Consider the following 20,660-nt stretch of genomic DNA (forward strand, 5'->3'; position numbering starts at 1 on the left):
ACGATGCCTTAGCGCGGTCTCACTCAGCGGCGTCAGAGGGCAGGTGATCCATCAGCGCGGCGCGGGTTTCGCTCCAGATCGCAGGGAAGGCGGCCAAGGCGCGGTCAAACCCGCTGCTGTCCTGCATTTTGGCGGCGGTGTCGGCTTCGACCAGCTGTGCATGCAGGCTGCGCGCGCCAAAGACCGCTGCGGCCCCTGCCAGATTGTGGCACATTTTGGCGACGGTGGCGGGGTCACTGTCGGGCGCGGCGATCGCGTCGCGCAGTGTGTCCCCTTCGTTGAGGAAGCGGGTGAGCAGCCGGGCGAACGTGTCGGTTGGCAGGCCGGACCGGTTGTTGGTCAGGGTTTTGATGTCGACAACCACGGAGGCTGTTTTTGCGCCATCTTCTTCGCCCGAGGTTTTGGCGGTGCTCAGGGTGTGCAATGTGTCCTGCAGGGCCGCCCGATCCAGAGGTTTGGCGAGGAAGCCGTTCATGCCAGCTTCTTTCAGGCGCAGGCGTTCGGTTGGCAGGATGTTGGCGGAGACCGCAATGATCGGCGTGTGTTTGTTGGGACCGTTGCCGCCGCGAATAGCAAGGGTGGCCATCAACCCGTCCATCACCGGCATGGCGATGTCCATCAGGATCACATCAAAGGCGGCCACGCTGGCCTGTTCCAGACCTTGCTCGCCATCAGCGGCAACGATCACCTCATGGCCGGCATTGCGCAGCACTTCCTCGGCCAATTCGCGGTTGATGGCGTTGTCCTCGACCACCAGAACGCGGCGTTTGATGGCGGTGGCGGGTACGCTTTCCTCGGCGTGCTGGGGCGGGCGGCGGCCCGGTGCCATGGGCAGGCGTACCCAGAACACGCTGCCTTGGCCTTCGGTGCTTTCAACGCCAAGGGTGCCGCCCATGGCGGTGACGATGCGGCGGGCGATGCCAAGGCCGAGACCGGTGCCGCCGGGCACTTGCCCAAGGCCGGTGTCATTGGTGACAAAATCCTCAAACACCTTGTCCAGGCGGTCCTCGGCGATGCCGATGCCGGTGTCGCAGACGCGCAGCTCGATTACCGGCGTGTCGTCGATGGTTTCGGGCAGCGCCTCGACTTCAACCGTGATGGCACCTTTGTTGGTGAATTTGATGGCATTGCCGATCAGATTGAGCAGCACCTGCTCCAGCGCGGCGCGGTCGGTGCGCACCCAGGCGCGCGGCGTCCCTTCCCAGCGCCAGCTGAGGGCGTTGCCACGGGCGGAGGCCGCACTCAGTTGGCTGTCGACTAGCTCCTGAAGCAGAACCGAGAGATCGGTGCAGGCCAAAGAGATATTGAGCACACCGGCCTCATGGCGGGCGATGTCAAGCACCGTGTCCACATGGCGCATGAGCACGCGGCCTGAGATTTCCATATTGCGGATGTAGCGGGTTTGCGCGGTGGTCAGGGCGGTGTCGTTGAGCAGGCTGAGATTGCCGAGCATGCCGTTGAGTGGCGTGCGGATTTCGTGGCTCATCACGGTGAGGAACTCTGCCTTGGCGCGCTCGCCAGCCAGCGCCTGATCGCGGGTTTTGACCAGCTCCTGCTCGGCGGCGACGCGATCCGAGATGTCATGCATGAAGCCCAAAAGGATCGGGCGGCCGTCTTCTTCGGCAACTTCCACGGAGATTTCGCCGGGGAAGAGGGTGCCGTCGGCGCGCCGCAAATCAGAGCGGATGCGGCCACGGCCCGCGAAGTGGTCGGATTGACCGTTGCGGATGCGCTCCATCGCGGCCTTATGGATGGCGTCGGTCCCCGGCGGGGCGATCAGGTCGATCACATTCTGGCCGCGAATGTCCTCAAACTTGTATTGGAACATGTCTTCGCAGGCCTTGTTGAACTCGAGCAGGCGGCCTTCGCCGTCGGTCACCAGCACGCCGTCCAGCGAGGTGGTGAGGATGGTGCTCATGCGGTTGTTGGCTTCGGTCAGGGCCTGGCCGTGCTGGCGCGCGAGCCGGTAGTTGTTGAAGGCGTGGATGACCAGCGCCAGCAGGGCGACGAGGAGCAGGGCGATCAGGCCGGTCAGGCGCAGCAGCGTGTCTGCCACTTGCGCGCGCTGGCGGTCTGCCTGTTCGGCAAAGAAGGTCAGCCCTTTCAGGGATAGGGTGCGGGTGTCGTTGCGCAAATGCGCTGAGTCTTCGGTGAGCTGCGGCAGGGCGGCGCGCAGTTCGGCGTCGGGCGCGTCAATGATCGGCACCGTGTCGATGACAAAGCTGTGCACGCGCTCCAGCGCCGCATCGAACTCCGGCACGGAGGTCAGGCGCAGATAGACGGGAGAGGTCGCCAGCGTGGTGACGCGGCTGTAGAGAATGTCATAGCGCAGCCGCAGGCGGGCGAGGCCGCCTTCCGGATCCAGAATGGCGGTTTCCAGAGCGGTGGTGAAATCGCGGCTCTCCAGCTCGACCTGATTTAGGGACCAGTCCACGTCATCAGAGGCTTTGGCGCGCACCTCTCGGAAGTTAGAGGTGACCTCATAGGCGGCATATGCGGAGAAGACCGTCAGCACGCAGACAAGCACGATGAGGCCGATGCTGAGGCGGCGGCGCCAGGGAGAGCGATCTGGGGAAAGGGACGCCCGCGTCGCGTGGCGGCGTTGCGTGGCGTGATCCTGCGCGGTTTGTCCGGAGCGCGCGCTCACGGCTTTGCCTCCGGTGCCGGACAGAGACCCGTCATGCTGCGTTCGCGCGAATATACCAAAACCAACCCACATACCTAGACATACGCTTGCGGCGCGCTGAGGAGCCCTTGGGCTCGTGGAAAGACGTGTGACAAGCTTTGCGACATGCGCAAAAGCTAGTCGATGACTTCAATTCTGTCGAGTTGCCAAATGCTGCGCGAGTAGATTTGCGATGTGCGGTATTTCTCATCGGAATCAAACGGGTAGATCACCCAGAGCGGGCCTTTTTCACGGCGGTGCATGGTGTCACCGTTCATTTCATAGGCCAGTATGGGCGCGTCGCCTTCAAGCGAAGCAACTGGGATCTCGATGGTGTAGTCGTTAATCGCGGAGGCCCGAAGCGTGTTGCCAGAATTCCCCAATTCTTCAAGCAACAACGCTATCGGTACACCCGTGAACATAAGAACCCCTTCGGTCCATATGGTCGAAGTTGAAATGGAGGCTGCCGGTAATTCGCGCAGCATCTCCAAATCGAACTGAGCTGTGTCGTCGACATTGGTTTTGTCGATCGTGCCCGACACAGTCAGGATGACGCTTCCGGATGGCGTGTCCATGGCGTCGGCAGCCCGAAGGGCTGTCGTGAGTGGTAGCAACAAGCTGAGTGCAAGCGCGAAAGTCGCGGATGTTTTTGGTCGCATTTTTCTGCCGCCTCGTTTGCTTGACGTTAGTGTTAACTGCTTGGATTCGATGGTGCACGTGAGCATGAGGATAAACCTCCTATACAAAGGGGTAGGTTTTCGATTTAACCTCGCGTAAGGTGGCGAGGGATGGTCACATATTCGCTAAGGTTGAAGAACAGTGGTGGTGTTTCGCGGAAGTAAATGCTTCACTTTTCTCGGCTTAAATGGGGATATCAAACCCTTGCAGTTTCCGGGGCTGGGCGAGATATGTCCAGTACGAAGCGCGGAGTGAGTTGTTGAAGATACTAATCGCTGATGATCATGATCTCTTGAGAGATACTGTGGTGGCGTTTGTGGAAGCGGCCGGTGCGATGTCGACCGTCGGGGTTTCCGATCTGGATGGTGCGCTTGCCGCATTGGATCAGACGGCTGATTTTGATCTTGTGCTTCTGGATTACAATATGCCGGGCATGCGCGGTCTGGACGGGTTGAAGCAGGTGCTAGCGCATAAGGTGGCCCCGCGGGTGGCGCTGATTTCCGGAGAGGCCTCACGTGACGTGGTGCATCGGGCCATGGCGGCGGGCGCTGCCGGATTTGTCCCCAAAACCCTGCCAGCCAAATCTCTGGTCAATGCCATTCGGTTTATGGCTGCAGGGGAGCAATTTGTGCCTGCGGACCTGCTGACCGAAGAGGCGATAAGCACAGAGCGTCATCCGATTGCGCAAAAGCTCACCAAACGGGAGATGGAAGTTCTGCAAGGGCTTGCCGAAGGCAAAGCCAACAAAGAGATCGCACGTGATCTTGATCTGTCAGAGCCGACCATCAAGCTGCATGTGAAAAATCTCTACCGCAAGATTGGGGCCGCGAACCGGACGCAAGCGGCGCTGATTGCGCGCGAGGCGGAGCTGTTCTGAGCCGCATTGCGGATACCCCGCGGCTTTGATGCTATTTTGCCGCAAAGTTTCCTTATCTTCACCTGACTGCGGCGCTCAAAGGTTCTTTAAGCGCTCGTGTGCTTTATGCAGCGCCAAGGAAACTACCGCTGGAGATAGATCATGTTGGCGCGCATTTTTGCGACTGTTGTTGCAATTGGAGTCACTGCCGGAATCACTGCGCATTCTGCGATGGCAGAGGGGCGCAGCTATCTTGGGTTTGGCAACCTTCTTGTGAATGATGTGATTGGCGACGGGTTTGACCGCTGGCGCACCGGCTCCTATGGGACCAGCCGCGTCTGGGGATATGACTGGGACGGCGCGTTGCCGGAAGCGGCGGGCGACATTTTGGAGCTGCGTTTGGGGGGCGAGGTGATTGCGCCCAGATCGCTTGTGAACCCAAGCCCCTCTGATCGTCCGTTTGCAGGGATGTTGAGCGCTGGTGTGCACACGCATTTTCAGCGCAGCGGTACGGAATTCGCATTGGGCGGTGACTTGGTGGCCATTGGCCCTATGACCCATCTGGATGAGCTGCAAAACGCCATTCACGACCTGATCAATGTGTCCCAATCTTCACCTGAAGTGCGAGCTGCTCAAATCCCCAATACATGGCGTCTGCGTGGTGTGGCCGAGGTTGGCCGTGAAGTGCAGATGGGCGGGCAGTCCCGCTTGCGTCCCTTCGTTGAGGCGCGTGCCGGTGACGAAAGCCTTGTGCGCGCCGGATTTGACCTGACCATCGGCAAATTTGGCGAAGGTGAGCTCTTGGTGCGGGACTGGGTGACCGGTCATCGCTACCGCACGATTCGCAACCATCAGCCGGGTTGGAGCTTTGTGGCTGGTGCAGATGTGGCACATGTTTTTGACAGCGTGTTCCTGCCGGAAGACCGCGGCATCGCGCTTGAGGAGATGCGCAGCCGGGTGCGTGCCGGTGTGCATTGGCGCGGCCAGAAACACCATGTTTTTTATGGCCTGACGTGGCTTTCTGAAGAGTTCGAAGCGCAGGATGAGGCGCAGGTTGTCGGGGCCATCAAGCTCGATTTCAAATTCTAAAATGAGCTGGCGCCGCACGGCCGCGCGGCGCCCTCCGCCGGATTTTGCGGAGAATCGGGTAGGCAATTCTGTCCGATTTTGTTAACCTGCCGTTAATAAAAAAAGACATGGCAGGTTATCGGGCAATGAAGACGGGCTTTCGTGGCACGTTTGTCATCTCCTGGTCACAGACAGAAATAGACGGTCAGAAGGCCGCACCGCTACAAGCGCTGGACACGGGCGTGGTGTGGTCCTGGTCACAGGAAGCCGTCCGTGTGGACGGCCCCACGGGGCTATTGCGTCTGGACCGAGGCGAAGAAGGGGCAAACATCCGCAAGCGGGCGGCGCATATGGTGCGTCGGCTGGTTGGGGCTGCGGTGAATACGCAGACCCATGTGACATCTTTGGATGAAATCGAGGTTGAGGATCCGCTCATGGAGGGCGGGTTCGTGGTGACCGACGGCACCGACAGCTATACGGCGACGGTGATCGAGGTTGCGGGCAGTGTCCCGCTGTTGATGTTTTTGGATGAGCTGCCGCCGAAGAACCGGCAGCTCTGGGTGGTGCATCACGCGATGAGCGCGCTGCAGCGCCCCAAAGCGGAGGCCAGCAGCGGTGTGATCTGTTTCACGCCGGGCACGCGCATTGCCACGCCGGAAGGCCCGCGCCTGATTGAGGAGCTGCGCGAAGGCGACCGGGTGCAGACCCGGGACAATGGCGCGCAGGAAGTTCAGTGGATTGGCAGCCGCCGCATGACCGGCGCGCGCCTTTTTGCGATGCCCAAGCTGCGCCCGATCCGTATTCGGCCTGGTGCGCTGGGCATTGAGCGGCCCGATCAGGAGCTGATTGTCAGCCCGGAGCACCGGATGCTGGTGCGCGGCGCGGCGGCACGGGCGCTTTTCAATGTGCCTGAGGTTTTGGTGACCGCGCGCGATCTGGTGAACGGACGCACGGTTGCGGTGGACAGCGCGCTGAAGGAAGTCGCCTATGTGCATCTGCTGTTGCCAAGCCATGAGGTGATCTGGGCCAATGGCGTGGAAACCGAGAGCTTTCACCCTGCCAGTGCGGAGATGGACAGCCTTGCGCCGCAAGACCGCGCGCGTCTGGCCGCGCATCTGCCGGATGTGGCGGATGATCCGCACAGCTATGGCGCCTATGCGCGACGCAATCTGACCACCAGCGAGGCGGCCATTCTGCTGCATGACGCCGCCTGACCTCTGTCTCAGCCGGTCTGGCTGAGATCTTGTGCGAGCATCAGGGCGTTTTCGTCCGGATCATAGAATGTGGCGAGTTTGACCATGCCCGGGACTTCCTGCGTGGGTCCGTCAAACCGCACATTGGCCCCTTCCAGAGCACTGCGGGCCGCGTCGATGTCTGCAACGCCAAAGACCGGCACACAGTTGCCGGGATTGGGCTCTGCCTGCTCGCCAAACCCCAGTGTGACTCCTTCGGTGTTGGTGGCCATTTCACTCCAGCCTGCCTCATCAATGTGATAGCGCAGCTCAAATCCAAGCTTTTCCTGATACCACGCGGCGCTGGCGTGACGATCTTTGACCGAAAGGGCAAGGGTGATGCGGTTGTCGACGGGGGCGAGAGCCATGGGCGGGTCCTTATGTCTTGTGTGAAATAAAAAATAAAGTAACTATACTTTATGGACATTCATTCTCTTGTCAAGCTGACCTCCCGGGCCTGGGCGTTGGACATTCTGGCGCATATGCATGCGGGGGTGCCGGGGCGACAGGCGGCTTTGCTGGCCGCCACCGGAGCGGGGCGCACGGCATTTGCCGCAAGTCTGCAGCATCTGATGGGGCTGGGGCTGGTGGAGCGCAATCCGGGGCATGGGCATCCGATCCGGCCTGAATTTCGGCTCACGCAGGAAGGCGCGGCGGCGGCGGCGCTGGCGCATCGTGTGTTGCAGGCGGTGCCTGATGGTGGGCAACTGGGGGTGCTGCGCAAGAGCTGGACGGTGCCGGTGCTGGCCTTGGCGCAGCAGCCTCAGCGGTTTTCAGGGCTGCGGGCCGGGCTGGGTACGATCACAGATCGGGCGCTTTCCGCGTCGTTGCAGCGGCTGGAGGCACAGAACTGGGTGACGCGGGAGATTGATCTCTCGCAGCGGGTGCCGTTTCCGGTCTATCAGGCGGTGAACGCCGGTGGTGAGATCAGCCGGATTGTGGCGATGGCGGCGTGACTTCGGGCGCGGGGCAGATCTTCATCTTTTGCGTCGTGACGTTGAAGTGGGCGTGGTAATAGTAGGGGCTGTCGGGGTCGAGTTTTTTGAACGCCTCAAAGGCCTGATCAAAACCCATGCAGAACAGATTGTCGGTCATGTCAAAGATGTGCTGGATGCCATCATGGCGGCCGTGTTCTTCCTCCGGATAAACCTCCTCGTACATCTGATGCGTCACGGCGCGGCCCTCTTCTGAGAGGTTGAGGCATTTCACAAAGTTGAGACGCGCCTGCGTGTGCGCGATGGTGTAGGGGCTGTGGTTCTCGGCCCTGTCAAAGCTCACGAAATGGGACACGAAATCAGCATTGGCCAGCGCAAGAACGAAGGGGCGGTGCAGCACGGCGTTGACCGCAAGCGACGTGCCTCGTTCGCGTGCGGCTTCCTGATCGTGATAGTGTTGGAGATAGAGCGGCGGAACAAAGGCCTCCAGCGCGGCCCACTCAACCGGGCAAAATTCCTGCGCAAGCTCCGCGTAGCTTGGGTTGGCAGGACGAAATACCGCAAGCGCCATCAGGAAGGTGACGTAGCCAATGAGGGCTGCAGCAATAAGACGCTTCATAACGTGTACCATTCAACCTATGCGGTCTTGTTCTGGAGGTGTACTGCGGCGGGAATAGGGAGCAATTGCGGCGATTTTGGGGGCTCAGTTTGTTCCTCATCATCCTTAAGTGTGCGAGTTTTCGGAGCGTGATGTTTTGGTTGAGTTTGTGAGTGTCTCAATGCAATCTGAGGGTGTTTTCCCTAAGTCGAAGAGTTAGATCCTTGTTCAAATCAAAGCTTCTTTTGGTCGCGTTTTCCCTGATGGCAACATCCGCGAGTGCTCAAGACATCCGCTGGAAATCTGAGAAAGCGACGCCGGGGGACTATGTTTCAGTCGAGCAGTCGAAGGGTGGACTGATCCACCATGTTTATGCTGGTCGCAAGGGTAAGGATTTTGTCCTTAAGAGTTATCGTGGCGCGCAACCCGCAGGAGAGCCTGTCTTTGTCACTTATCTGGACAAAGACGGAAACTACCGGAAATGGGTGCGCGCGGATGGGTTCGAGATCAAATATCGGCCGCATGATTGCACGCGCACGTTGGGACAATGCACCTATAAAGAAGTTCACTCCGACGGGAGGCGCAAGAAGCGTACACGTGTGACCGAAGCCACGAAAAATGGCCTCGCCTTCAAGGAATATGACGAGAGCGGGGCGTTTTTGTTTGGCGGGCGCATTGCGCTTGATGCTTGGGGATGGAGAGGAGACGGCACTGTTGATGGCAACCGTGGAAAGCAGAAATTTAGGCTTGCTGGACGCAGTTTTGATCCAAAATAGCGGGTGACCAGCCGGTAAAGGTGCTGAGTGGACTGATTGGTTTTGGCGAAGTGCGCCGTGACGGGATTGCAAACTACGCTTGGTTTCGAAGCCTAACATGTATTTCCATTGGGCTCTTGCTGAATTGGCCCCGCCATTTCGGCGGGGCGGCTTGATGTCAGTCGATTGTGAGCACCAGTTTCCCAGTGGTGGCGCCCCTTTCCAATTGTCGGTGCGCCTCTGATGCTTCGGAGATTGGCAAAGTGGAGATTTGCGGGCGCAGGATGTCATTCTCCAGAAGCGCAAAGACGCGGGTTAGGTCGGCCTGGAATGCTTCGGGCGCGTTGAGGAAATAGGTATAGATGTCGCTGACACGCACGGCGACGGACTTTTGGAAGTGTTTGGAGAGATCTTCGGCAAATGTCCCTGTGGGCAGGCCTGCGAGGAAGCCAAACAGAACCACAGTGCCCAAGGGGGCGAGGGCGTCCAAATCCGTGGCCAGTGTGGCGCCAGAGATCGGGTTCAGGCTGAGGTCGACACCGCGACCGTTGGTGATTTCTTTGACCCGTTCAGAGACGTTTTCCGTGCGGTAGTCGATCACATGGTCGGCCCCCTGAGCGCGGGCATAGTCCATCTTGTCCGTGCTGACCGAAGCGATGACTGTCATGCCGAGGTGCTTGGCGATGTGCTGGATCATGGTGCCAACACCACCTGCGGCCGCATGTACGAGAACCGATTTTCCTGCCGCCGCACCGCCCAAGTTGACCAGCATGTGATATGCGGTCATGGCGTTCACCGGCAGCGCAGCGGCCTTGGCGAACGGGATGCTGTCTGCAATTTTGGTGACGTAGGGCGCTGACACAATAGAGTGGGTGCCATAGCCGCCCGCGCCAATCGGGCCCATCCAGGCAACGCGGTCGCCCACAGCGAATTGGGTGACATCCGCGCCAACGGCTTCTACCACACCCGCGCTTTCCACGCCCGGGACATGGGGTAGGTCGGGCATCATACCCTCAGGCATCTCACCGCGCCGGATAATGGTGTCGATGAAATTCACAGCGGCGGCGTGGTTGCGGATCAGCACTTCGCTTGGTTTTGGGGACTGAGGCGCGCGGGCCACCTTTGTGAGAACGTCAGCGGCTCCGGTGTGGGGGATCTCAATAGCATAAGGCATGTGTTTTCTCCTGTGTCTGGAGGAGCAGTTAGGTGACCGCATCTGAGAAGATAATGGTTGAAAATAAGAGTTATAATCTCAAAAATGAGATAATGATCTACAACGACCTTGCCTTATTTGTCGCTGTCGCGCGCCATCTCAGTTTTTCTGAGGCGGCAGAAAGTCTTGGCATACCCCTCAGTCGGGTGAGCCGCCGGATCGCAGGGCTGGAGACCCAGCTGGGGGTGCGGCTTTTTGAGCGGACCACAAGACAAGTGCGGCTCACGGAGGAGGGGCGCCGGCTGTTTGATCAGAGCCAAGGCGCGGTTGAGGCACTTCAGAATGTGGCTGGAATTCTGGAGCTACCGGCACAGCAGACCATTCGCGTGACGGCATCGCCTTTGGCGGCGCGAGTCTCCATAGGGCCGCGGCTCCTGGCCTTTGCCGCAGATAATCCCACGGTCCGGTTTGACCTGATAGCGGCAAATGCCAATCTCGATTTCTTCCGCGACAATATTGATCTCGCCTTTCGGCTGGGGCCGTTGGAGGATTCCAATCTGATTGCCCGGCGGCTCTGGTCTGTGCCTTATCGGTTCTGCGCGGCCGCTGGATTTTGCGAGGGGCATGGAGTGTCGGGTGTGGTGTCACGCGAGGTGCTGCTGGGCCTGCCAGCGGTGTGCACGCAGCAGGCGTGGATTTTGAGCAATGGGGAGCGGTTGCAGCCTTCCAACGTTACGCATGTGCTCGATGATCTCAATCTGGTGGCTGACGCGGCGCGGATGGACTTTGGCGTGGCGCTGCTGCCTGAAGATCTGGTGAGGGACGGTTTGGTTCCGTTGGAGGTTTCGGATGTGCCGCCGGTGTCACGTGACATGTATGCGGTCTATCCCAGCCGTCGGCTCTTGCCAGATCGCATGCGCAGGCTTATCGACTTTATGGCAGCTTAAGCGGCGCTGCCACTGATAGGGCACTCCCCGCTTGACTCCCCAAGAATCCCCCGTATAAGCGCGCATTCATTGGTGTTGGTGGCCCTCGCAAGAGGAACCCTGTCACGTCGGCAAAATCCGGCGAGAGGACAACGCCCTTCGAAAACCTGAACGAAGGAGATCAGCAGATGACAAAAAGAACTGCTGCCAAGTACAAAATTGACCGCCGGATGGGCGAAAACATCTGGGGTCGTCCTAAATCCCCAGTCAACCGTCGTGACTATGGCCCGGGCCAGCACGGTCAGCGCCGCAAAGGCAAACTGTCCGACTTCGGCACCCAGCTGCGCGCAAAGCAGAAGCTGAAAGGCTACTACGGCGACCTGACCGAGAAGCAGTTCCGTCGCATCTACGCAGAAGCGGAACGTGTAAAAGGCGACACCGGTGAAAACCTGATCGGTCTGCTGGAGCGCCGTCTGGACGCCGTTGTATACCGCGCGAAATTCGTTCCAACCGTCTTTGCTGCACGTCAGTTCGTGAACCACGGCCACGTGCTGGTGAACGGCAAGCGCGTGAACATCGCGTCTTACCGCGTGAAAGAAGGCGACGTGATCGAAGTGCGCGAGAAGTCCAAGCAACTCGCAGTGCTGCTGGAAGCTGTTCAGCTGGCAGAGCGTGATGTGCCTGACTACATCGAAGCAGATCACTCCAAAATGACCGCAACTTTTGTGCGCGCGCCTGGCCTGTCCGACGTGCCTTACCCGGTCATCATGGAACCAAACCTGGTCGTGGAATTCTACGCGAAGAACTAATCTTCGCCGCGACATTTGGAAATTCTGGAGAACCCGCCCTTGTGGCGGGTTTTTCTATGTTCGCAGTGCAGGCTTGGGTTGCGCGTGGGCGATGGGTCGTAAAATCGGTGATTTGTCCAGCGATAAACCTGCTTAACGCCCTGATTTCTATTTACAATTTTAGCGGTTCGGTTGCCAGAATCTTAAAAAAGTGCAAGCGTATCAACAGTATTAACGAGGCAGCATCGGGGGCTGCGCCGGATCGACATTGGTGCAAAGGAGTAAAGGCATGGTCGAAGCGGTCGGAATATTGGGCGAGACCACAGGTTGGCATGGATTGAGCGCGACGCAGAATGCAATGCTGCACGCGGCACTGGCCAAATACAGTGGGCAGGCACCGCAGGTGCCGGTGGAAAGTCCTAAGACAGAAGTGGTTCAACCTGTGCAGCAGGCGGCGCAAACACAACGGCCGGCGCATGAGACACAGCGCAACCGGGCCGTTGACGGTGCCGTGATGAGTGCGATCCGTTCGGCGGTGTCGAGCTATCAGAACGCGCAGAACGGCAACTTTGCCACCATCCTGAAAGACAAGCTGGATGCGGCGGGGATTGATACCAGCAAATCGGTGGTGGATTATTACACCTGATTGCGGGTTGGCCGCGCGCGGCAACTGACACTGACAGAATAGGCAGGCGCTACGTTTGAGGGCGCGTGTGATGAGGCGGCATCTTTGGGTGCCGCTTTTCTTTTGTGGGTATTTGGTCTCGGGTTCTTATGCATGTTCTGGCAAGGCACGTGGGGTGGCTGGGCAACAGGCGGGCGTTCCGTTGAGGCAAAAGCGCCCCTTGCGGTTGTGATGCCTTTCCAAGCGGGCAGGGCGGGGCTAAACAGCAAGCCAGCGAAGGAGTGAAACGCATGTCAGAAATTCAGCCGCAGCCGGGTGTGTTGGACATCGAGTTGTATGTTGGCGGGAAGGCCACAGTTGAGGGCGTGAAAGACGTTGTGAAACTGTCCTCCAATGAGAACCCATTGGGATGCAGTGACGCGGTCACCGAGTTTCATGCCAAGACCGGGTTCAACCTGCATCGCTATCCTTCGACCGATCATGCGGAGCTGCGCCAGGCCATTGCCGAGGTGCACGGGCTGGATGTGAACCGCATCATCTGTGGTGTGGGCAGCGACGAGGTGCTGCAGTTCATCGCGCAGGCCTATGCCGGTGTTGGGGACGAGGTGGTGTATCCGGAGCACGGCTTCTCCATGTATCCGATCCTTGCCAAGATGGTGGGCGCAAAGCCTGTGCCGGTGGCAGAACGTGAGCGGGTTGTGGATGTGGATGCTATTCTGGCGGCCTGCACCAAGCGCACCAAGATCGTCTTTATCGCCAATCCGGCCAACCCGACCGGCACGATGATTGGCGGCAATGATATGGCACGTCTGGCCGATGGTCTGCCCAAGGGCTGTATTCTGGTGCATGACGGTGCCTACACCGAATATGTACAGGGGTTTGACGGTGCGGCCGGGCTTGTGGAAGCGCGCAGCAACGTGGTGATGACCCGCACCTTCTCCAAGATTTACGGTCTGGGCGGATTGCGTGTGGGCTGGGGCTATGCCTCCAAAGAGATCATTGATGTGCTCAACCGTGTGCGTCAGCCGTTCAACCTGTCAAACATCCAGATGAAGCTGGCGGAAGCTGCCGTGCGTGATCAGGAATGGGTGGCCAAATGCCGGGCGGAGAACACGCGCCTGCGGGCGTGGCTGGCAGAGGCTCTGATGGAGATCGGCGTGCCGTCTGACACCTCCTGCACCAACTTCATTCTGGCGCGGTTTGCCGATCAGGAAGAGGCGGAAGGCTGCAACGCTTACCTCGCCTCCCAGGGGCTGATTGTGCGGCAGGTGGCGGGCTATGGCTTGCCCAACTGCCTGCGGATCACCGTGGGGGATGAGCCAAGCTGCCGCCGTGTGGCCCATGCCATCGGTCAGTTCAAGGCCGGTGCACGATGAGCGACGTGGTGTCCGCGCCGGTTTATAACCGTGTGGCTCTGATTGGCCTGGGGCTGATCGCCTCGTCGATGTTCTGGGCGATCAAACGCGCGGGACTTGCGGGCGAGGTCACAGGCTTTGCCCGTTCCGAGGAAACCCGCGAGACCGCGCGGCGGATCGGCCTGTGTGACCGGGTGTGTGACAGCGCCAAAGAGGCGGTAGAGGGCGCAGACCTTGTGGTGCTCTGTGTGCCGGTGGGCGCGATGGGGGCTGTGGCCGCCGAGATTGCGCCGGCATTGGCACAGGGCGCCACCGTGACGGATGTGGGCTCCGTGAAGCGCCATGTGATTGACGCCGTGGCCCCGCATTTGCCCGAGGGCGTGCATTTTGTTCCGGCGCACCCGCTCGCCGGCACCGAGCATTCCGGCCCAGAAAGCGGCTTTGCCGAGCTATTTGACAACCGCTGGTCTCTGCTGGTGCCGGTGGAGGGCAGCGCGCCTGAGGCGGTCGCCAAGCTGCGCGCGTTGTGGGAAGGCATGGGCGCCAATGTGGATGAGATGGATGCAGATCACCATGATCTGGTGCTGGCTGTCACCAGTCACGCGCCGCACCTGATTGCCTACACCATGGTGGGTGTTGCCGATGATCTGCGCCGCGTCACAGACAGCGAAGTGATCAAATACTCCGCCGCCGGTTTCCGGGACTTCACGCGGATTGCGGCCTCTGATCCAACCATGTGGCGCGATGTCTTCCTGACCAACAAAGACGCGACGCTGGAGATTCTGGGGCGCTTCACCGAAGAGCTGTTTGCGCTGCAACGGGCGATCCGCACCGGCGACGGCGATCATCTGCACGATTACTTCACCCGTACACGCGCCATTCGGCGCGGCATTATTGAAGCCGGGCAGGACACGGCAGAGCCGAACTTTGGCCGGGGTGCGCCAAGCGCATGAGGCGCGTTTCAGGATATCTGCTGGGTGTCCTGAGCTTGGGCGCAGTTTTGACAGCGGCCACACCCATTGCGCAGGCCAATGCGCCCGAGCGCAGTTTGCGCCCTGTGACGCGGTTGATGGTGTTTCCGGTGGCGCTGCCAAGCTTTGCGCCGGACCGGTCTTTGCGCCCGGTGATCCGACCCGGCTCGGGCGGTGCCGTGGCCAATGTCGTGCCCGTGTCAGCCTCTGTGCAAAGCTCATTGGCTGCACTGGAGCCGGTGGCGCAACCCATACCCGCGCGGGTGACTCGGGAAGAGAAGAAGGCGCGCAAGGCGGCCGGGATCGGCAAGATCTGTCGGGACCGCGATTTGATCGGCAAAGAGGTTGCACCGGTGCCTGCGAAGCTGCCCGGCTGTGGCATTCGTCGCGGGGCGGTCAAGCTTTATGAGGTGGATGGCGTTGCGCTGAGCACACCGGCAGTTATGACCTGTGACACCGCCAAAGCCCTGAAAAAATGGGTCAACAAAGGCGCAAAGAGAGCCGTGCGCAACTATGGTGGTGGCATCGACACGCTGAAGGTGGCAGCGGGCTATTCCTGCCGGACACGCAACCACAAAAAAGGTGCCAAGATCAGCGAGCACGGCAAGGGCAAGGCGATTGATATTTCAGCGCTGGTTCTGGAAAACGGCGACACAATCTCTGTGCTGCGGGACTGGGGCAAAGGCAAACGTGGCCGGATGCTCAAGAAAATGCACAAAAGCGCCTGTGGGCCGTTTGGCACGGTGCTGGGGCCGAATTCGGACCGTTTCCACCGCGATCACTTCCACTTTGACACGGCGCGCCACCGTGGCGGACCTTACTGCCGGTAAGCGGCGCGTTTAACGCAGCACGATTTTTGGCGCGGGGCCAATAGGCAGCGGGCCGAGATGGGTTGCGCCGCGTTTGAAAGTCAGCGGAATGTCGAGCGTGTCGGCGTTGCCCGAAAGCCCGGCGATAAAACCAAGCGCCTGCTCGACCGTGTCCACCACAGAGGCGGGCACCTGTTCAGACTGGCGGGCAACCTGCAGAATGTCGCGCCAGTTGACCGCACGGATGGTGATTTCTCCGGTCGGCACACCAAAGCGGTCGATGGTCACGGCGCCGGCGGCATTAAGCTCCAGATCGCCCCAGATGACCTCGGCCAGAGTGAGATCCAGCGCGACGGGCTGTGGCCGGTCCTGTTCAATGGCGGAGCGATCCCACGGGCGGCTGAATTCGGCGGTCAGGTCGGCCTGAAAGCTGGAGAAGCTGCGCGGCAGGTCGAGATCGGCTGGCAGGTTGAGCACGGGGGTCGGGGCAAATTCGTCGGCCTGAAACGCCAGACGGTAGCGCGCGGGATTATCATCCTGCCGGTGCATGGCAATGTTCACCGCGTTGGCCAGAAGCTCCCAGCCTTGTGAAGAGCTGATGGCAAGCCCGTCGATTGCGAGATTGCTGCGCGCCAGTGTCAGATCGGTACCCGGCTCAAAAATCAGGGAGGCGCGCATGTCTGTGGTGTTCACCGTGAGCTTTTCGGTTGGTGTCGAAATGGTCTGGGTGTTTGGCCAGACGGCAATCACGTGGTGCGGACGGTAGGTGAGCGCAAAAATCTGAAAGAAGGGCGCATCCCAGGCAACGCTTGTGTCAGGATCTGCGAGGGTCACGTTGGTGAGCGTGCTGTCCAGACGGCTGGGGAAGCCGCGTAGGGAGAGGTCGTCATATTCGGCAACCCAGCCATCATTCTGGCGTGCTTCAAACCATGCGGGGATGCCTTTGGAGAGGCCCCAGTATCCGGCGAGCCAGAAACCGGACCATGCCATGGCCGCCAGAGCGATCAGAACTGTGAGACGTTTCATCATGGCTGGCCCTTTCTCCCCGATCCAGTTTGGTGTTTAACGGCGCAAAGCCAGTAGGACCAGAGGCAGCATATGTGGGTATTTGGATATGGGTCCCTTTTGTGGAACCCGGGTTTTGAGGTCGCCGAACAGGCGGTGGCGCGGCTTGATGGCTGGCACCGCAGTTTCTGCATGCGCTCCATCCATCATCGCGGCACGGTCGAGCACCCCGGTTTGGTGCTGGCATTGGACGCCGAAGTGGGCGCGCATTGTCAGGGGCTGGCGCTGAAGGTGGCAGAGGGCCATGAGGCGCGCACGCTTGAGTATCTGCGCGAGCGGGAGCTGATCAGCTCGGCCTATCTGGAGCGCAACCTGCCGTTGACGCTGACCGATGGGCGCGTGGTGGAGGCGGTGACCTATGTGATCGACCCCGAACACGTCCAGTATTGCCACCTGCCGCTGGCGGAGCAGGCGGCGATCATTTCCACGGCTGTGGGGGGGCGCGGGCCGAACACCGAATATTTGCACAACACCGCCAATCACCTGTTTGAGCTGGGCATTGAAGATGCGGATTTGGCCTGGTTGTCCCGCGAAGTAAGCAGAATGACCACAGCCTGAGACCAGCGCGGGGCGGGGGCTGGAAATACCTTGGCACATGAAGGACATGCCAGTAGGGTGAGCGCTGAATAACGCAGAATAAACAAGTGTCAGGATCCGTCCTCATGGATCAGCCGGACCGCAAAGTCGAGCCGCATTTCTCTAAGCCAACGCGCCAGATTTTCCTGATGGTGAGCGTTTTGGGAATGACCGGGGCTTTGGGCTATTTTGCCCTGCCGCGTGTCTTGCCTGTGTTTCAGGCAAACCCCTATTTGAATGGCTTTATCATCTTTGTCTTTTTGATCGGTGTGGCCGCGACCTTTGGTCAGGTGCTGTCGCTGATTTCCTCGGTGCGCTGGATCGAGGGGTTTGCCGGTCTGCGCGATGGCTATGACGCGCACAACCCGCCGACATTGCTGGCACCGCTGGCGAGTCTGCTGAGGGAACGCGGGGCGCATGGGCAGATCGCCTCTTCCTCGGCGCGCTCCATTCTGGATTCGGTGGCCACCCGTGTGGATGAGGGGCGAGAAATCACGCGCTACCTCGTCAACATGCTGATCTTCCTGGGGCTTTTGGGCACCTTCTACGGCCTTGCAACCACCGTGCCTGCGGTGGTGGACACGATCCGCAGCCTTGATGTGGGTGGTGGCGAAGGCGGTGTTGAGGTGTTCTCGCGTCTGATGACGGGGCTTGAAAGCCAGCTGGGTGGCATGGGCGTGGCCTTTGCCTCCTCATTGCTGGGGCTTGCGGGCTCGCTGATTGTGGGCCTGCTGGAGCTGTTTGCCGGCCATGGGCAGAACCGGTTTTATCGCGAACTCGAAGAATGGCTGAGCTCGATCACGCGGGTGGGTTTTGCCACCAGCGATGGCGAGGGCGGCGATATTCAGGTGCTGGGGGCGGCGTTCGAGCATATGTCGGGCCAGCTTGATCAACTGCGCGAAACCATGATCGAAACCGCTCAGATGCGGGGGCAGAACAGCGGCCAGATGGGCGAGCTGATCGAGGCGGTGAACCGGATGGCGGACCGCGCGGACACGCAGACGCCCGTGACCCAGGCTTTGTTACGGCTGGCGGAAGGGCAGGAGGCGCTGCTGGCCAAGATGGGCGAAGGGATTGTCGGGGACGGTGGCATTGATGCGGAAAGCCGGATGCGGCTGCGCTCGATTGATGTGCAGATGCTGCGCATTCTGGAAGAGATCTCCGCCGGACGTCAGGAAAGCATGGCGGAGCTGCGCACAGAGCTGAGCGGGATTTCCCGTGTGCTGCGGCGGCTGGCCAAGGCGCAGGAAGCGGAAAACGCCGCGCCCAACACCAAGGTACAGCTCAAGCGCTCGCCAATCTCAAAAGGTGGGCAGGAGGGCTAAGCCATGGCCCTCTCGCGGCGCACAGGACAACGGTTTCAAGGCTCGATCTGGCCCGGTTTCGTGGATGCGATGACCGGGCTTTTGCTGGTGCTGATGTTTGTGCTGACGATCTTCATGATCGTGCAGTTTGTGCTGAGTGAGACCATCACCGGACAGGAAAGCGAGCTTGATGCGCTTCAGGGTGAGGTTGCGGCGTTGGCGGATGCACTGGGCCTGGAGCGGACGCGGACGCGCGATCTGGAAGGCGAGCTGAGCGGTTTGACGGCGACGTTGACGGATCGGGACAGCCAGCTGCGCGAGCAGGAAGCGCTGATCGCGGCTCTGACGGCAACACGGGATGCCCAAGGCGCCGCGCTGGAGCGTGCGCGGGCGCAGATCACAAGCTTTGAGGCACAGGTGGCGACACTGCTGGCGCAACGCGATGACGCACAGGCCAATGTGGCCGCGCTGGAAGTGGCACGTGACGCGCTGATTGATGAGCGCGCGGCGCTCAATCTGGCGCTGGCGGCGGCGCGGGATGAAATTGATGCCGGTGCGGAGGCGGCTCGTTTGGCGGCGGCGGAAGCAGAGGCGATGGAAGCGCTGATTGCGAGCCTGCGCGAAGATGTGGCCGAAGGGCAGTTGCAGATTGATGAGCTGGGCGCTGAGGCGGATCAGTTGGACCGCGCGCTTACCGAGCAGGAGCAGCAGCGTTTGCTTGAGGCGGCAGCGGCGGAAGAGCTGCGCAAGCGTTTGGAAAACGCCGATGCGGAGCTGACCGCCATGACTTTGGCGCTGGAAGAGCAGCGCAAAGAGGCCGAGGACACGCTGACGCTTTTGGCAGCGGCGGAGGCTGCGCGGGATGATCTAGACCTGAAACTGGCCGCGGCGCTGGTGGAGGGGCAGGACGTTGGCTCTGATCTGGCGGAGGCGGCGCTGCAGCTGGCCACGCTTCAGACGGAGCTGGACACACGCGATGGTCAGCTGGCCTCGGTGAAGGCAGAGCTGGCAGCGACATTGCTGGGGCTTGAGGAGAACCGGCGCACGGTGAGTGATTTGCAGGCGCAGCTGGTGCAGGAAGTGGCCGCGCGCGCCACAGCAGAGGCGCAGGTTTCTGAACGCTCTGACGATTTGGCGACGCTTGAGGCCCAATTGGCCGAGGCGCTGGCCGCAAAACTGGCTGCGGAAACCGAAGGCGCTGCCTCTTCTGCGCAGGTCGACGGGCTGACCGCGCGGGTTGCCACGTTGGAAGATCAACTGGCAGCGGCGGTGGCCGCGCAGGTTCAAGCTCAGGACAGCGGCAATGATCTGCGCGAGCGGCTTGCGGCGGCTCTGGCGGCGAAGCTTTCCGCAGAGCAGCAGCTGCGCGACGGGGATGATGTACAACAGGCCCTTGCGGCGGCACTTGCAGCCCAGAGGGCGGCGGAAGCGGCGCAGGCTGACGCGTTGAGCGAGGCGGAGCGCCGAGATGTGTTGCTGTCAGAAGCCAACAAAGCGCTGTCAGAAGAAGAGGCCAGATCGGCGGAGAGCCAGCGCCAGATTGCGGTGCTCAATCAGCAGATTGCCGCGCTGCGCGCGCAGTTGGGATCGCTGCAGGGTATTTTGGATGAATATGCGGAGCGGGATGCGGCGGCGCAGGTCCAGCTTGAGGCGCTTGGTTCTGATCTCAACGCGGCTCTGGCGCGGGCCGCCGCAGAAGAGCGCAAACGGCGGCAGCTGGAAGAGGCGGAGCGCAAGCGGCTGGAAGAAGAGAAGCTGGCGCTTGAGGCCGAGGCCGCTGCGCTGGCGGCGGAGACGCGGGATCTGGCGCAGTATCGCTCTGAGTTCTTTGGGCGTTTGCGCAATGTGCTCGGCGCGCAGGAAGGGGTGCAGATTGTCGGCGACCGCTTTGTGTTCTCTTCAGAAGTGCTGTTCCCGCCGGGCGGTGCGCAGCTGTCACCGGAAGGACAGAGTGAAGTCGCTAAGGTGGCGGGCATCCTGCAGGGCGTGGTGGATGACATTCCAGCAGAGATCAACTGGATCCTGCGGGTGGATGGCCACACCGATGATGTGCCGATTTCAGGCGGCGTTTTTGCCGATAACTGGGAGCTGAGCCAAGCGCGGGCGCTGTCTGTGGTGCGCTATCTGATTGATGTGCTGGGCCTGCCGCCCACGCGCCTGTCTGCCAATGGCTTTGGCCAGTATCAGCCGGTGGATCCGGCAGACTCTGAGGAGGCGCGGGCGCGAAACCGGCGGATCGAGCTGAAATTCACCGAGAAATAAGCGGTTTCAATGGTGCCGTTTGATCATTTGCTGCTCCCT

The 20,660-nt window shown here is 60.6% G+C and carries 20 protein-coding genes; 14 read left to right on the forward strand and 6 right to left on the reverse strand.

Annotated features, from left to right (window positions below; genetic code table 11):
• Positions 1-19: 19 nt before the first annotated feature.
• Positions 20-2,647 (reverse strand): ATP-binding protein, encoded by a 2,628-nt coding sequence (locus J7412_RS16035; protein ID WP_209079547.1) that lies wholly within the window; start codon positions 2,645-2,647, stop codon positions 20-22.
• A gap of 155 nt (positions 2,648-2,802) precedes the next feature.
• A complete protein-coding gene (locus J7412_RS16040) occupies positions 2,803-3,390 on the reverse strand; it encodes a molybdopterin-dependent oxidoreductase (RefSeq protein ID WP_247743965.1) in 588 nt (195 codons plus the stop codon).
• Positions 3,391-3,602: 212 nt separating this feature from the next.
• Between J7412_RS16040 and J7412_RS16045 the strand changes: the two genes are divergently transcribed.
• The 3 genes from J7412_RS16045 to J7412_RS16055 all read left to right on the forward strand — a co-directional run bounded on the left by J7412_RS16045 (position 3,603) and on the right by J7412_RS16055 (position 6,481).
• Entirely contained in the window at positions 3,603-4,220 is a 618-nt protein-coding gene (locus J7412_RS16045; protein ID WP_209079548.1) for a response regulator transcription factor, read from the forward strand.
• Positions 4,221-4,361: 141 nt separating this feature from the next.
• The gene (locus J7412_RS16050; RefSeq protein ID WP_209079549.1) at positions 4,362-5,288 is read left to right on the forward strand and encodes a lipid A-modifier LpxR family protein; all 927 of its coding nucleotides are present in this window, start codon (positions 4,362-4,364) and stop codon (positions 5,286-5,288) included.
• A 125-nt stretch (positions 5,289-5,413) separates the two neighbouring features.
• A complete protein-coding gene (locus J7412_RS16055) occupies positions 5,414-6,481 on the forward strand; it encodes a Hint domain-containing protein (RefSeq protein WP_209079550.1) in 1,068 nt (355 codons plus the stop codon).
• An 8-nt stretch (positions 6,482-6,489) separates the two neighbouring features.
• Here the strand turns inward: J7412_RS16055 and J7412_RS16060 are convergent, their stop codons facing one another.
• Entirely contained in the window at positions 6,490-6,867 is a 378-nt protein-coding gene (locus J7412_RS16060) for a VOC family protein (protein WP_209064279.1), read from the reverse strand.
• 51 nt (positions 6,868-6,918) lie between these two features.
• On the opposite strand from J7412_RS16060, the gene J7412_RS16065 reads away from it, so the two are divergent.
• Complete coding sequence (locus tag J7412_RS16065) at positions 6,919-7,455, forward strand: winged helix-turn-helix transcriptional regulator (RefSeq protein WP_209079551.1); 537 nt, start codon at positions 6,919-6,921, stop codon at positions 7,453-7,455.
• Here J7412_RS16065 and J7412_RS16070 read toward each other — a convergent pair.
• The gene (locus J7412_RS16070; protein ID WP_209079552.1) at positions 7,427-8,053 is read right to left on the reverse strand and encodes a hypothetical protein; all 627 of its coding nucleotides are present in this window, start codon (positions 8,051-8,053) and stop codon (positions 7,427-7,429) included. The genes J7412_RS16065 and J7412_RS16070 overlap by 29 nt on opposite strands.
• A 203-nt stretch (positions 8,054-8,256) precedes the next feature.
• Between J7412_RS16070 and J7412_RS16075 the strand changes: the two genes are divergently transcribed.
• A complete protein-coding gene (locus J7412_RS16075; RefSeq protein WP_209079553.1) occupies positions 8,257-8,808 on the forward strand; it encodes a hypothetical protein in 552 nt (183 codons plus the stop codon).
• Between the two features lie 157 nt (positions 8,809-8,965).
• Here J7412_RS16075 and J7412_RS16080 read toward each other — a convergent pair whose 3' ends face one another.
• On the reverse strand, positions 8,966-9,961 hold the full coding sequence (locus J7412_RS16080) for a zinc-binding dehydrogenase (RefSeq protein WP_209079554.1): 996 nt from the start codon (positions 9,959-9,961) through the stop codon (positions 8,966-8,968).
• Positions 9,962-10,053: 92 nt separating this feature from the next.
• On the opposite strand from J7412_RS16080, the gene J7412_RS16085 reads away from it, so the two are divergent.
• From J7412_RS16085 to J7412_RS16110, 6 genes are all read left to right on the forward strand, one after another.
• Positions 10,054-10,887: a LysR family transcriptional regulator gene (locus J7412_RS16085; protein WP_209079555.1), complete on the forward strand. Its 834-nt coding sequence runs from the start codon at positions 10,054-10,056 to the stop codon at positions 10,885-10,887.
• Positions 10,888-11,054: 167 nt separating this feature from the next.
• The gene (gene rpsD / locus J7412_RS16090; RefSeq protein WP_209064300.1) at positions 11,055-11,675 is read left to right on the forward strand and encodes a 30S ribosomal protein S4; all 621 of its coding nucleotides are present in this window, start codon (positions 11,055-11,057) and stop codon (positions 11,673-11,675) included.
• Positions 11,676-11,943: 268 nt separating this feature from the next.
• A complete protein-coding gene (locus tag J7412_RS16095) occupies positions 11,944-12,300 on the forward strand; it encodes a hypothetical protein (RefSeq protein ID WP_209064302.1) in 357 nt (118 codons plus the stop codon).
• A 269-nt stretch (positions 12,301-12,569) separates the two neighbouring features.
• On the forward strand, positions 12,570-13,655 hold the full coding sequence (hisC, locus tag J7412_RS16100) for a histidinol-phosphate transaminase (RefSeq protein WP_209079556.1): 1,086 nt from the start codon (positions 12,570-12,572) through the stop codon (positions 13,653-13,655).
• Positions 13,652-14,587, forward strand: a complete 936-nt coding sequence (locus J7412_RS16105; protein WP_209064306.1) for a prephenate/arogenate dehydrogenase family protein — start codon at positions 13,652-13,654, stop codon at positions 14,585-14,587. The genes hisC and J7412_RS16105 overlap by 4 nt, the downstream gene beginning before the upstream one ends.
• Complete coding sequence (locus J7412_RS16110; RefSeq protein WP_209079557.1) at positions 14,584-15,435, forward strand: extensin family protein; 852 nt, start codon at positions 14,584-14,586, stop codon at positions 15,433-15,435. Before J7412_RS16105 ends, J7412_RS16110 begins: the two co-directional genes overlap by 4 nt.
• Positions 15,436-15,444: 9 nt before the next feature.
• Here the strand turns inward: J7412_RS16110 and J7412_RS16115 are convergent, their stop codons facing one another.
• Entirely contained in the window at positions 15,445-16,440 is a 996-nt protein-coding gene (locus J7412_RS16115; RefSeq protein ID WP_209079558.1) for a DUF2125 domain-containing protein, read from the reverse strand.
• 72 nt (positions 16,441-16,512) lie between these two features.
• Between J7412_RS16115 and J7412_RS16120 the strand changes: the two genes are divergently transcribed.
• The 3 genes from J7412_RS16120 to J7412_RS16130 all read left to right on the forward strand — a co-directional run bounded on the left by J7412_RS16120 (position 16,513) and on the right by J7412_RS16130 (position 20,621).
• Positions 16,513-17,037, forward strand: coding sequence for a gamma-glutamylcyclotransferase (locus tag J7412_RS16120; protein ID WP_209064312.1), 525 nt, complete (start codon positions 16,513-16,515; stop codon positions 17,035-17,037).
• A gap of 104 nt (positions 17,038-17,141) precedes the next feature.
• A complete protein-coding gene (locus J7412_RS16125) occupies positions 17,142-18,380 on the forward strand; it encodes a biopolymer transporter ExbB (RefSeq protein WP_247743966.1) in 1,239 nt (412 codons plus the stop codon).
• Positions 18,381-18,383: 3 nt separating this feature from the next.
• Positions 18,384-20,621, forward strand: a complete 2,238-nt coding sequence (locus tag J7412_RS16130; protein WP_209079559.1) for a peptidoglycan -binding protein — start codon at positions 18,384-18,386, stop codon at positions 20,619-20,621.
• The last annotated feature ends 39 nt before the right edge of the window (positions 20,622-20,660 follow it).

The organism is Shimia sp. R9_3 (genome assembly GCF_017743755.1).
GTDB lineage: Bacteria > Pseudomonadota > Alphaproteobacteria > Rhodobacterales > Rhodobacteraceae > Shimia.